We start from the raw sequence: 12,782 nt of genomic DNA on the forward strand, positions 1-12,782 counted from the left end.
GCCCCGACGTCCCGCCCCCTACTCCCCCGCCGCGCGGGCGAAGCGGGTGCTCCAGTCGGCGAGCAGGGTCCGCAGGGCGTCCGGGGCGACCACCCGGAACTCGGCACCGAGGGAGCCGAGGGCCATCGCGGGCCAGTCGAGCGAGTCGGCGGTCATCCGCAGGCGGCAGCGGTGCGGGGTGACGGGCTCCACGGTGGCCCAGCGGCCGACATGGGCGCGGACCCGCTCCGCCGGTGCCTCGATCAGGGCCTCCACGCGGTGCGGCCGGGAGATGCCGTCGACGCTCGCCCGGACGAACTCCGCGGCGTCGGCCGCCGGGAGGACACGCGGGGCGAAGCGGGCGCCGGTGCCGGAGGGGGCGCTGAGGCGGTCGAGGCGGAAGGTGCGCCAGTCGGCCCGGTCGAGGTCGTACGCGACCAGGTACCAGCGGCGTTTCAGGCAGACCAGCCGGTGCGGTTCGACGTGCCGTTCCGTGCCCTGCCCGGCGGCAGCCGTGTAGGAGAACCGCACCCGTTCGCCGTCCCGGCAGGCGAGCGCCACCACCGTCAGGACGTCCGGGTCGACGCCCGCGCCCGCCTGCTGCCCCCAGTCCACCGGGACGGTCATCGCGCGCAGTGCCTCCACCCGCCGCCGCAGCCGGGCCGGCATCACCTGGACCACCTTCGCCAGCACCCGCACCGAGGCCTCGGCGACGCCCTCCACCGGGCTCTCGGCGGCCGCCTGCAGGCCCACCGCGAGGGCCACCGCCTCCTCGTCGTCGATCACCAGCGGCGGCAGCGCGGCGCCCGCGGCCAGCTGGTAGCCGCCGTCGACGCCGCGCTGGGCCTCGACGGGGTAGCCGAGTTCGCGCAGCCGGTCGATGTCGCGCCGCAGGGTGCGGACGGAGACGCCGAGCCGGTCGGCCAGTTCCTCGCCCGGCCAGTACCGGTGGGTCTGGAGCAGGGAGAGCAGTCGCAGCGTCCGGGTGCTGGTGTTCGCCATGCCTCCGATTCTCCCCGGAATTCAGGACGGAAAGTGGCCGCAATGGTCCGTAGCGTTGTTCTTGTCCGAGGGAGCAGGAACGAACGGAAGGCCATGACGATGACCACGAACACCGCCGCCCGACAGCTGACCGGCGAGCGCGCCGACCTCCTGACGGCCCTGGAGAAGCAGCGGCACTTCCTGCGCTTCACCACCCGCGACCTCACCGACGAGCAGGCCGGCCTGCGGACCTGTGCGAGCGAGCTGTGTCTGGGCGGCCTGATCAAGCACGTGACCGACGTCGAGCGTCTCTGGGCCGAGTTCATCGTGCGGGGTCCGGCCGCGATGCCCGACTTCACCAGCTGGACCGAGGAGGACTTCGCCCGCCGCTCGGACCAGTTCCGCATGCTGCCCGGCGAGACGCTGGCCGGTGTCCTCGCGGCGTACGCCGAGGTGGCGGCCCGCACCGACGAGCTGGTGGCCGCCCTGCCCGACCTGGACGCGGCCCAGCCGCTGCCGAAGGCCCCCTGGTTCGAGGCGGACGCCGAGTGGTCGGCCCGCCGGGTGCTGCTGCACATCGCCAACGAGACCGCCCAGCACGCCGGTCACGCCGACATCATCCGGGAGTCCCTGGACGGCGCGAAGAGCATGGGCTGACGCGGGACCCACGGGTCCCACCGGGACCGGAACCGCAGAGGGGTCCGTCGGCAGCCGCCGGCGGACCCCTCCGCGCCTCCCGGACCGCCCTCAGGCCCGCCCGACGAAGGTGAACCCCGCCCCGTCGACCACACCGCGGACCAGGGCGTCGTCCAGCGGCTGTGCCGAGGCCACGGTGACCCGGCCGCTCGGCGCGTCGGCGCTGACGTCGGTGACGCCCGGCAGGACGGCGAGGCCGGCGCTGACCGTCCGCTCGCAGTGGCCGCAGCTCATGCCGTCGACGGTGAAAACAGCGGTGGTGGACATGACGGCGCCTCCGATGGCAGGCCGGACGGGACGTGGTCGCCCCGGACGGACGGAACCGGGGCGGGTCGAACCAGGACGGGATCGACTCTCCCTACGACACCCGAATCCGGCGCCGCCGCCCAGGGACACGCCGCCCGGGTGACACCATCGAGCGGTTCCGGGAACCGGCCGGGCCGCCCGTCCGACAGGGCCCGCACCGCATGACGTGCGTCACACCCCTTGAACCGCCACCCCGTTTCATGCGTTCCTCCAGGTGAGACCGTTTCTTCGCACAACCGGGCGACGGCCGGAGCCACCGCCCGTCCGCCCGACGATCCCGTCCTGGAGCACTGCCCCGATGTCCACCCCGGCCCCGGCCCACGTCCGACCGGACACCACCGCCCTCCCGCCCGGAGCGGGCCGTTGAGGCCGCTCGCGCGGCTCCGCCGCCCGAAGCCCCGGCACGGCGTGCTCGCCCTCGCCCTGGTCGCGGCGCTGACCGCAGGGCTGCTCTGGTGGCAGCCGTGGCGCGGCGGGACCGACCCCGGCCGGCTGGCGTTCACCACCGCGCCCGGCGGTTCCGCCCGCTTCGGCACCGGCGAGCACCTGTACCGCTACAAGGTGCGGGTGGAGGACGGGATCGCGGAGAGCCCGGCGCAGTTCGCCGCCGAGGTGGACGCGGTCCTCGGCGACGTCCGGCAGGGCTGGGCGGCGGGCGGCACCGCCTCGTTCCAGCGGATGCCGGCCGACCCGGTGGACTTCACCGTCTACCTGGCCACGCCGAAGTCCACCGACCGGATCTGCGGCCAGTACGGCCTGGACACCGGCGGCTGGGTGAACTGCGGCGTCACCCACCAGGTGGTCATCAACCTGAAGCGCTGGACCGAGCTGTCCGAGTTCTACCAGGGCAAGCCCGAGCTGTACCACGCGCTCGCCGTCAACCACGAGGTCGGCCACATCCTCGGCAACGGCCACGTCGACTGCCCCGGCCCGGGCGCCCCGGCCCCGGTGATGATGCAGCAGATCAAGGGGCTGCACGGCTGCGTCCCCAACGGGTGGCCGTACTCGGAGGCCGGCGCCCTGCTCACCGGTCCGCCCGTCCAGGCGCCCACGAACGCCCCCTGACCCTCCCCGGTCCACCCCCCGTACCGGATCCCCTCCCCGAACACGGATAATCCTGGTCGGACCGGACGCACCCGCACCGCGCGCCCGGTCCCGGTCGTGCCCCACCGGTCCCGGTCGTACCCAGTCGGTGCCGGTGGAGGAGAAGCGTTGAACGGTGTGCCCGGCGGGGAGATCCTGGACTGGCCGGTGCTGCTGGAGGCCGCCGCGGCGGCCGCCCGGGCGACCGAGGGCCGGGGCCGGGTCGCCGACTACATCCCGGCCCTCGCCACCGCCGACCCGGAGGCCTTCGGCATGGCCGTCGCCACCGTCGACGGGGAGCTGCACGGCGTCGGCGAATGGGAGCGGCCGTTCTCCGTCCAGAGCGTCTCGAAGCTGTTCTCGCTCGCCCTCGCGGTGGCCCACGGCGGCGACACGCTCTGGCGGGGCGTCGGCCGCGAGCCGTCCGGCAACCCGTTCAACTCCCTGGTGCAGCTGGAGACCGAGCACGGCATCCCGCGCAACCCGTTCATCAACGCGGGCGCCCTGGTGGTCACCGACCGCCTCCAGACCATGACCGGCGACGCCTCCGGCGCGGTGCGGGAGTTCCTGCGCCGCGAGTCCGGCAACCCGCTGCTCGACACCGATCCGGTCGTCGCCGCCTCGGAGGCCGAACACGGCCACCGCAACGCCGCGCTGGCCCACTTCATCGCGAGCCACGGCAACCTCGAGAACCCGGTCGAGACGGTCCTGGAGCACTACTACGCCCACTGCGCCGTCGCCACCAGCTGCCGCGACCTGGTGCTGGCCGGCTCCTTCCTCGCCCGCTACGGCGTGCGCGCCGACGGCACCCAGCTGCTGTCCCGCAGCGAGACCAAGCGGATCAACGCCGTCCTGCTCACCTGCGGCACCTACGACGCGGCCGGCGAGTTCGCCTTCCGGGTGGGCCTGCCCGGCAAGAGCGGTGTCGGCGGCGGCATCCTCGCGATACTCCCCGGCCGCGCCGCCGTCTGCGCCTGGGGGCCGCGCCTGGACCAGGCGGGCAACTCCGTCGCCGCGGTCGCCGCCCTGGACACCCTGACCACCCTCTCCGGGTGCTCGGTGTTCTGACCCCGGGACGGGCGCGCGGGCCCCGGCCGTCCGCACAGCGACCGGGACCCGCGGGTCCGTGGTGAGCGCCCGGCTCCGCGGGCGCTCCGTGACGGCGGCTACTCCACCGTCACGCTCTTCGCCAGGTTGCGCGGCTTGTCCACGTCGCGGCCGAGGGCGACGGCGGCGTGGTAGGCCAGCAGCTGGAGCGGGATGTTGAGCAGCAGCGGGTCCAGCTCGGGCTCGCTCTTGGGCACCAGGATGCAGTGGTCCGCGAGCTTCTCCTCCGGCCGCCGGTGGGCGACGGCGATGATCCGCCCGGAGCGGGCCTTGATCTCGCCCAGCGTGGTCAGGTTCTTGTCCAGCAGCTCGTCGTCCGGAACCAGTGCCACGGTGGGCAGTTCGGGGCTGATCAGCGCCAGCGGGCCGTGCTTGAGCTCGCTCGCCGGGTAGGCCTCGGCGTGCACGTAGGAGATCTCCTTGAGCTTCTGCGCGCCCTCGCGGGCCACCGGGAAGCCGCGCACCCGGCCGATGAACATCATGCCCGCGGAGTCGGCGTACTCGGCGGCGAGCCCGGCGATGGCCTCGCTCTGCTCCAGCACCTCGCGGATCTGGTCCGGCAGCGCCTGGAGCGCCGAGACGATCCGGCGGCCGTCGGCGGGCGACAGGTCGTGGATCCGCCCGAAGTGCAGGGCGAGCAGCGCGAAGGCGACCACGGTGGAGGTGAACGCCTTGGTGGAGGCGACCGAGACCTCCGGACCGGCGTGCAGGTAGATACCCCCATCACACTCTCGGGCGATAGCACTGCCCACCGTGTTGACGACGCCGAGCACCCGGCCGCCCTTGCGCTTGACCTCCTGGACGGCGGCCAGCGTGTCGTAGGTCTCCCCGGACTGGCTGACCGCCACGTACAGGGTGTCCGCCTCGATCACCGGGTTGCGGTAGCGGAACTCGGAGGCCGGCTCGCTGTGCGCGGGGATCCGGGCCAGCTCCTCGATCAGCTGCGCGCCCATCTCGCCCGCGTAGTAGGCCGATCCGCAGCCGAGGATCTTCACCCGGCGGATCTCGCGCAGCTCCCGGGCGTCCAGGTTGAGGCCGCCGAGGTGCGCGGTGGCGAAGCGCTCGTCGAGCCGGCCGCTCAGGGTGCGCTCGACCGAGCCGGGCTGCTCGTGGATCTCCTTGAGCAGGAAGTGCTCGAAGCCGCCGGTGTCGTAGGAGTCGACCTCCCAGTCCACGGTGGACGGCTGGCGGTGGGTGGTGCGGGCGTCCGCGGTGAAGGTGCGGAAGCCGTCGGCCCGGACGGTGGCCAGCTCGCCGTCCTCCAGGTGGACGACCTGGCGGGTGTAGCGGACCAGCGCGGAGACGTCCGAGGCTGCGAACATCTCCTTCTCGCCGATGCCCAGCACGATCGGGCTGCCGTTGCGGGCGACGACGATCCGGTCCGGCCGCTCGGCGTCGAGCACCGCGATGCCGTAGGTGCCGACCACCCGGCCGAGCGCGGCCCGCACCGCGTCCTCCAGCTCGACGCCCTCGGCGACGTTCGCGGCGATCAGGTGGGCGAGCACCTCGGTGTCGGTCTCGGAGCGGAACACCGCGCCGTCGGCCGTGAGCTTGGCGCGCAGCTCGTCGGCGTTCTCGATGATGCCGTTGTGGACGACGGCGATCCGCTCGGCGTTGTCGAGGTGCGGGTGCGCGTTGGCGTCGCTGGGGACGCCGTGGGTGGCCCAGCGGGTGTGGCCGATGCCGGTGGTGCCCTTGAACCGGGCCGGCACGGCGGCGGCCAGGTCGGCGACCCGGCCCTTCACCTTGCGGAGCCTGATCCCGCCGCTGCGCCCGGTGACGGCGACGCCGGCCGAGTCGTAGCCGCGGTACTCCAGCCGCGCCAGGCCCTCCAGCAGGAAGGGGGTCGCGTCCTTGGGGCCGATGTAGGCCACGATTCCGCACATGCGTGGTCTCCTCTTCGAAGTCTTCGGTGGGTCGGGGAGGGCGGTCCTCCGGGGTGGGGCCGCGGGCCTCCCGGTCCGGCCGGGAACGGCTGCGGCTCAGCCGTAGACGATCCGCCGCAGCTGGCGGGCCGAGAGCTCCGGCGCCGAGACCCGGCGCTGCGGCAGCTCCTCGGCGAGCCGGGCGAAGATCCGTTCGTTGGTCAGACCGCGTGCCTGGAGCTCGGTGTGGCGGCGGCGCACGTACTCCTCGGTGCTCTCGGAGAAGTACGCCAGCACCTCCGCCACGACCCGCGCCGCCTCCCGGGGCCCGAGCGGGCTGGTCCGGGTGAGGTGGGCGAGGAGGTCTTCGTGAGGGTGGGATGAGCTCGGCACGAGTGAGGAGCCTAGGTCGGGCGGCCCGCCGAAGCCAAGGTTTCTGCCCGAAATCGGGCAGACATTACGACTTTCAGACCACGTACACGCTTCCTTCACATTCGACCGTCGAACGACCACCCGTTCGCCCCCGTTCCCGAAAGCCCCTTGAAGCGGCGCCAACTCCGCACGTAGCGTGACCCCCTGAACACGAAGCGGAAGACCGGAGGCTTGCTGATGTGCGGGATCACCGGATGGGTCGCGTTCGAGCGCGACCTCACCGCCGAACGGGGTGTGCTCGAGGCGATGACGGCCACCCAGGTCCGGCGCGGGCCGGACGCCGGCGGCGTGCACCTGGAGCCGCACGCCGCGCTCGGCCACCGCCGGCTCGCGGTGATCGACCTCGAGGGCGGCGTCCAGCCGATGACGGTCGAGCACGACGGGCGGACGCTGGCCGTGCTCACCTACAGCGGCGAGGTCTACAACCACCGCGAACTGCGCGCGGAACTGGAGGCGGCCGGGCACCGCTTCCGCACCCGCAGCGACACCGAGGTCGTGCTGCGCGCCTACCTGCAGTGGGGCGAGCACCTGGCCGAACGGCTCAACGGCATGTTCGCCCTCGCGATCTGGGACGTCCGGAGCGAGGAGCTGCTGCTGGTCCGCGACCGGATGGGCGTCAAACCGCTGCACTACCACCGCACCCCGGACGGCGTGGTCTTCGGCTCCGAGGTCAAGGCCCTGCTCGCCCACCCCGCCGTCCGCCCCGTGGTGGACCTCGACGGCCTGCGCGAACTGCTCGGCTACACCCGCACCCCGGGGCTCACCCCGTACCGGGACATCCACGAGGTCCGCCCGGGGCACGTGGTGCGGGTGCGCCGCGAGGGCCTCACGATCCGCCGCTACTGGGCGCTGGAGGCGCGCGAGCACCGCGACAGCCTGGAGGCCACCGTCGCCACCGTCCGGGCGCTGCTGGACGACATCGTGCACCGCCAGCTGGAGGCGGACGTCCCGCTCTGCTCGCTGCTCTCCGGCGGCCTGGACTCCAGCGCCGTCACCGCCCTGGCCGCCCGGACCCTGGGCGCCACCGGGTCCGGCCCGGTGCGCTCCTTCTCGGTCGGCTTCGCCGGCCAGAGCGAGACCTTCCACGCCAACGACGTCCGGCAGACCCAGGACGGCCCGTTCGCCCGGCTGCTCGCCGAGCACGTCGGCGCCGACCACAGCGTCGTCGAGCTCGATGCGGCCGACCTGACGGACCCGTCCCGGCGCTCCGTCGTGCTGCGCGCCCGCGACCTGCCGAACGGCGTCGGCGACATGGACACCTCGCTGCTGCTGCTCTTCCGGGGCGTGCGCCGCCACTCCACCGTCGCGCTGTCCGGCGAGTCCGCGGACGAGCTGTTCGGCGGCTACCGCTGGTTCCACGACCCGGCGACCATCGCCGTCGAGGACTTCCCCTGGGCGCTCGGCCTCACCGGCATCGCCGGCGGCGGCGCCACCCCGCGCGAACACCTCCTGGACGCCGAGCTGCTCCGCAAGCTCGACCTGGACGGCTACCGCAGGGCCCGCTACCGCGAGGCGATCACCGAGGTTCCGCACCTGCCCGACGCCGATCCGACGGAACGGCGGATGCGCGAGATCTCGTACCTCAACCTGACGCGTTTCGTCTGCATCCTGCTCGACCGCAAGGACCGGATGAGCATGGCCAACGGCCTGGAGGTGCGGGTGCCGTTCTGCGACCACCGGCTGGTCCAGTACGTGTTCAACGCCCCGTGGGCGATGAAGTCCTTCGACGGGCGGGAGAAGAGCCTGCTGCGCGCCGCCGTCCGGGACGTGCTGCCGCCCGCGGTCGCCGAGCGGGCCAAGAGCCCGTACCCGGTCACCACCGATCCGCACTACCCGGCGAAGCTGCGCGCCGAACTGGCCCGGCTGGCGGTCGAACGCACCTCCCCGGCCCTGGACCTGCTGGACCGGCGGCGCCTCGCCGACGCGCTCGCCCCGGACACCGACCCGCAGTCCGTCCGGCTCGCCGTGGACCTCGCGCTGGACTTCGACGCCTGGCTGACGGAGTACCGGGTGACGCTGGAGATCTGACCGCCCGGGCCGTGGGACACGGGAGCCGCGGGCACCGCAGGACCGGCCACGGGCACCGGAGCACAGGAGTCGTGGGTGCCGGAACAGGGGCGCCGCCACCCGAACGGCGCACCGAACGGCGTCCGCGCCCCGATAATCCGTTTGGGTGATTGTGCGGAACAGGCCCGCCGGGCCCGGTGGTTCCACGGTGCGATAGCGTCGCCGACACCTCCCGAATGGCGGGCGAAAACGCGGATAACCGCTCACGTGCCGTCAGGATGGGAGAGAAACGTTCACCTCGATCCGCCGGGGGATCCCGTCATGCAGCCGCGAGTCTTCGCGATTCTCACCGCCATGCTCCTGGGCGTCCTGGGCCTGGGGGCGGTGGCCGTCACCGACTGGTCGCCCGCGGCGGCCGGCTCGGCCCGGGCCGCCGTCGCCCCCGGAACCCCCGGAGCCCCCGGAGCCCCCGTCGACGGCGCCAAGCCCGCCGCGGCCGGCACCGGCGCCGCCACCCCGACCGGCGACCCCGCGGTGTGGACCCGCTCCACGCTGCGCAACAAGCTGATGGCCGAGATGGACGCCAGCGACCCCGGCGTCGCCCTCGCCGACCTCGACAAGATCACCAAGGAGAAGCCGTACACCGTGCGCTTCTGCCACCCGATCGCGCACGAGCTCGGCCACTCGGCGGTCAAGCGCTTCAACGCCGACTTCCAGAAGGTCATCTCCTTCCCCCACGAGACCTGCGCGGCCGGCTACCTGCACGGCGCGGTCGAGGAGATGCTCAACGCCTCCGCCCAGCCCGAGACCGACCTGCTCAAGCTCTGCGCGCCCAAGAACAGCGGCCCCTGCATCCACGGCGTCGGCCACGGCACGATGTTCGTCGTCAAGCAGGACGTCGCCAAGGCCCGCGACCTGTGCAACAAGTTCCCCTCCGACCAGAACAGGATCCGCTGCTCCGAGGGCCTGTTCATGCAGCTCTTCGGCCCGGACGAGGAGGACGAGCAGGCCAAGGCGAACCTGCCGGCCGACAAGCTCGCCCAGGACCCGCTCTACCCGTGCAAGGACCAGCCGTCGCTGTTCCAGTCCGCCTGCTTCTTCTACGCCCCGACCTTCTTCCTGTCCTCGCACGACTACCCGAACCACCCCGAGGTCTACGCCGAGGCCCTCAAGTGGTGCCTGAACGGCAAGGCCAGTGGCGGGGCGGTGGACTGCAGCCGCGGTGTCGGCTCGCGCACCATGAAGTACAACCTGGACCGCGAGGACTGGGCGGCCGAGCAGTGCGCCACCTCCGCCGACGGCTGGCAGCGCAAGGCCTGCGCCGAGGGCCTGGTCAGCTACTACACGGTCAACTACACCGACGGGGGCGCGGCCGGGCGGCTCTGCGCCAAGATCACCAACAAGGAGATGCAGGGCTACTGCCGCTCGGCGAGCGGCCTGTCCAGCTCACTGGACTGACACCCCGGTCTCAGCATGAGGGCCCGCGCCGCACGGCGCGGGCCCTTTGCGTAGGATCGCCCGATCATCGCCTGATCAGGGTGCGCCGAGGACGCCGCGCCTGCCCGGCGCTTCGTCCAGCCCCCGGCCTCCCTGGAGCACGCCATGACCACCGAGGACTTCCCCGGCACCGAGTTCCGCGGTGCCGCCCACGCCACCGCCGACCTGGTCTCCGACTACCTCGCCGGGCTGCCCGGGCGCCCGGTCTGGCAGCCCATGGACGAGACCGCCCGCCAGGCCCTGCTCGACGCCCCGCTGCCCGCCGAGGGCCGCCCGCTCGACGAACTGATCGACACCATCGGACGGGACGTCCTGCCGTACCCGATGGGCAACGGCCACCCGCGCTTCTTCGGCTGGGTCAACTCCGCGCCCGCGCCCGCCGGGGTGCTCGCCACCCTCGCCGCCTCCGCGATGAACCCCAGCTCGGCCGGCGGCGACCACGCCGACGTCCACCTGGAGCGCGCCGTGGTGCGCTGGATAGCCGAGCTGGTCGGCTTCCCCCACCCGGCCGGCGGCGGCCTGCTCACCTCCGGCACCTCGATGGCGACCATCGTCTGCCTCGCCGCCGCCCGCGACCGCGCCGCCCGGCGGGCCGGCCGGGACGTCCGCGAGGAGGGCCTGGCGGGCCTGCCGCCGCTGGTCGGCTACGTGACCGGCGAGACCCACTCCTGCGTCCGCAAGGCCGCCGAACTCCTCGGCCTCGGCAGCAGGCAGCTGCGCACCGTGGCCACCGGTCCCGACGGCCGGCTGGACACCGCCGACCTGCGCGCGGCCGTCGAGCGCGACCGCGCGGCCGGTCTGCTGCCCTTCCTGGTCGTCGCCTCGGCCGGCACCGTCGGCGCCGGCGCGGTGGACGAGTTCGACCCGATCGCCGACCTGTGCGGGGCACAGGGCCTCTGGCTGCACGTGGACGGCGCGTACGGCGCCTTCGGCCGGCTCGACCCGGCCATCGCCCACCGCTACGCCGGCCTGGAGCGCGCCGACTCGCTCGCCCTCGACCCCCACAAGTGGCTCGGTGTCCCGGTCGACTGCGGCTGCGCGCTGGTCCGCGACACCGAGGAGCTGCGCGGCACCTTCAGCCTCGTGCCCTCCTACCTGCGCGACGAGTCGGCCGGGGCGCTCGGCTGGTTCTCCGAGTACGGCACCGAGCAGACCCGCCCCTTCCGGGCCCTCAAGGTCTGGGCCACCATCGCCCACAAGGGCCGCGCCGGGCTCTCCCGGGACATCGCCCGGTGCACCGCACTGGCCCGCAGGCTCGGCGAACTCGTCACGGCTGACGATGAGTTGGAGCTGCTCGCCGAGGTGCAGACCTCGATCGTGGCGTTCCGCCACCGCGCCCCGGGCCGGGACGCCACCGCCCGCGACGCCCTCAACCGCGACCTCCCCGTCGCCGTCCAGCGGCGCGGCGAGGTCTTCGTCACCGGCGCCCGCCTCGACGGCGCCGAGATGCTCCGCGCCTGCCTCCTCAACGCCGCCACGACGGAGGCCGACCTGCGCCTCCTGCTCGCCGAGGTCAAGGCCGCGGCCGCCGAGCTGCTGCGGTAGCGGCGCCCGGGAGGGCGGGCACCCGCGGACACCTTCGGACACCCGCGCGCACCCGCGCGCGAGCGGAACGCCCGGTATCCGCCCTCCCCGGCCGCGGTCAGTCCTTCGCCTCGACCTCGGCCGCCGCGCGGATCTCCAGGGTGTGCTGCGCCAGGTCCTCCGTCCGGCTCTCCCCCGTGCGATCGACGACGATGCCGACAGTGTTGCCGTCCGCCCAGACGCAGGTGGTCTGGGTGGTGGACGGGTACACCAGCACCGCGCACATCAGCTGGCCGCCGAGCGGGCCGGTCGGGAAGTCCTCCACCTCGGTGACCGTCTCCTCCGTCATGTCACCGTTGCCCAGGCGCCCGAAGTACTTCAGCACCTCCCGCTGCGGATCCGGGAAGCTGCCGGTCAGCCCGATCACCGTCAGGGTGGCCTCGGAGGCCCCGGGGGCGCCGTAGCCGGCCACCGCCACCTCCCGGTACGGGCTCAGGGCGGTCAGTTTCCGCTGGTAGTCGCCGCGCACCGCCTGGACGTTCCCGTCGCCCGGCATCCGCAGCCGGTATCCGAGCTCCTCCGGCAGCAGGATCCGGTGCCGGGGCGGGGCGCCCGCCCCGGTCACGGCGGCCACGGTCAGTGCGGTCGCCAGGCCCACGACGACCACTCCCGCCGCCATCAGCTTCGGGGACACCCGGCGGTACCACGGCAGCGGAGCCACCGGCTCCAGGGTGTTCGCCCAGATGGCCCGGAGGCCGCCGGAATTCTCGGGGGACTGCTCGGCTCCCATACCGCCCGTCTCATCTCACTCATGCGATCACACGCTGAACAAATCAACGGATGGTATGCCAACGCATCAGGGCGGCGCACCGGCATTCCGGTGCCGGACCGGGTGACGGATCACGCCCCCGGGCCGGTGCGGGCCGACGGAAGCGGCGCGCACCGGCCCGAGGGCGTGCCGGGGGCGGTGCTCAGCCCTCGGCGGCGGGCCGGACGGCACAGGCCGAGTTCGCCAGCATCGCCCCGAAGCCGCCGAACAGGGTGCCGATCACCTGGTGGCAGGCGGCGGCCTGCTCGGGCGTCGTGGGGCCGTTGTCGGCGGCCGCCGGCTGGGCGAGGGCGAGCGGGACGGCGAGCAGCAGGGCGCAACAGGCCGTGGCCAGTGCGGAGTTCTTCACGGGTGTCGGAACGGAGGTGCCAGCGGACATCGGGGAGCCCCTTCGGAGGGAGTCGGGTTCGGCGGAGAGCCGAGCCATCCCTATCCGAAGGGGCTCCCCCGCTCACGGATCCTGGGCCGTCCGTGAG

At 73.5% G+C, this 12,782-nt stretch carries 12 protein-coding genes; 6 read left to right on the plus strand and 6 right to left on the minus strand.

The window, feature by feature from the left end:
- Positions 1-18: 18 nt before the first annotated feature.
- Positions 19-981 carry a YafY family protein gene (locus AB0E96_RS02670; RefSeq protein ID WP_359817619.1) on the minus strand — a complete coding sequence of 321 codons (963 nt, stop codon included), beginning with the start codon at positions 979-981 and terminating at the stop codon, positions 19-21.
- Between the two features lie 93 nt (positions 982-1,074).
- Between AB0E96_RS02670 and AB0E96_RS02675 the strand changes: the two genes are divergently transcribed.
- Positions 1,075-1,617, plus strand: coding sequence for a DinB family protein (locus tag AB0E96_RS02675; RefSeq protein WP_359817621.1), 543 nt, complete (start codon positions 1,075-1,077; stop codon positions 1,615-1,617).
- Between the two features lie 90 nt (positions 1,618-1,707).
- Here AB0E96_RS02675 and AB0E96_RS02680 read toward each other — a convergent pair whose 3' ends face one another.
- The gene (locus AB0E96_RS02680; protein WP_359817622.1) at positions 1,708-1,923 is read right to left on the minus strand and encodes a heavy-metal-associated domain-containing protein; all 216 of its coding nucleotides are present in this window, start codon (positions 1,921-1,923) and stop codon (positions 1,708-1,710) included.
- A 402-nt stretch (positions 1,924-2,325) separates the two neighbouring features.
- Between AB0E96_RS02680 and AB0E96_RS02685 the strand changes: the two genes are divergently transcribed.
- Positions 2,326-3,027, plus strand: coding sequence for a DUF3152 domain-containing protein (locus tag AB0E96_RS02685; RefSeq protein ID WP_359817623.1), 702 nt, complete (start codon positions 2,326-2,328; stop codon positions 3,025-3,027).
- Positions 3,028-3,213: 186 nt separating this feature from the next.
- The gene (locus AB0E96_RS02690) at positions 3,214-4,113 is read left to right on the plus strand and encodes a glutaminase (RefSeq protein ID WP_359817655.1); all 900 of its coding nucleotides are present in this window, start codon (positions 3,214-3,216) and stop codon (positions 4,111-4,113) included.
- 98 nt (positions 4,114-4,211) lie between these two features.
- On the opposite strand, the gene glmS is transcribed toward AB0E96_RS02690, so the two are convergent.
- On the minus strand, positions 4,212-6,038 hold the full coding sequence (gene glmS / locus AB0E96_RS02695; protein WP_359817624.1) for a glutamine--fructose-6-phosphate transaminase (isomerizing): 1,827 nt from the start codon (positions 6,036-6,038) through the stop codon (positions 4,212-4,214).
- A 96-nt stretch (positions 6,039-6,134) separates the two neighbouring features.
- Entirely contained in the window at positions 6,135-6,410 is a 276-nt protein-coding gene (locus AB0E96_RS02700; RefSeq protein ID WP_359817625.1) for a hypothetical protein, read from the minus strand.
- Positions 6,411-6,626: 216 nt separating this feature from the next.
- On the opposite strand from AB0E96_RS02700, the gene asnB reads away from it, so the two are divergent.
- The 3 genes from asnB to AB0E96_RS02715 all read left to right on the plus strand — a co-directional run bounded on the left by asnB (position 6,627) and on the right by AB0E96_RS02715 (position 11,498).
- Positions 6,627-8,477, plus strand: coding sequence for an asparagine synthase (glutamine-hydrolyzing) (gene asnB / locus AB0E96_RS02705; protein WP_359817627.1), 1,851 nt, complete (start codon positions 6,627-6,629; stop codon positions 8,475-8,477).
- 300 nt (positions 8,478-8,777) lie between these two features.
- Entirely contained in the window at positions 8,778-9,914 is a 1,137-nt protein-coding gene (locus AB0E96_RS02710) for a hypothetical protein (protein WP_359817629.1), read from the plus strand.
- Between the two features lie 144 nt (positions 9,915-10,058).
- Positions 10,059-11,498 carry a pyridoxal-dependent decarboxylase gene (locus AB0E96_RS02715; RefSeq protein ID WP_359817631.1) on the plus strand — a complete coding sequence of 480 codons (1,440 nt, stop codon included), beginning with the start codon at positions 10,059-10,061 and terminating at the stop codon, positions 11,496-11,498.
- Between the two features lie 97 nt (positions 11,499-11,595).
- Here the strand turns inward: AB0E96_RS02715 and AB0E96_RS02720 are convergent, their stop codons facing one another.
- Positions 11,596-12,267, minus strand: a complete 672-nt coding sequence (locus tag AB0E96_RS02720; protein ID WP_359817633.1) for a hypothetical protein — start codon at positions 12,265-12,267, stop codon at positions 11,596-11,598.
- 181 nt (positions 12,268-12,448) lie between these two features.
- Complete coding sequence (locus AB0E96_RS02725) at positions 12,449-12,685, minus strand: hypothetical protein (protein WP_359817635.1); 237 nt, start codon at positions 12,683-12,685, stop codon at positions 12,449-12,451.
- Between the last annotated feature and the right edge of the window lie 97 nt (positions 12,686-12,782).

It is taken from the genome of Kitasatospora sp. NPDC036755 (assembly GCF_040636595.1).
GTDB lineage: Bacteria > Actinomycetota > Actinomycetes > Streptomycetales > Streptomycetaceae > Kitasatospora.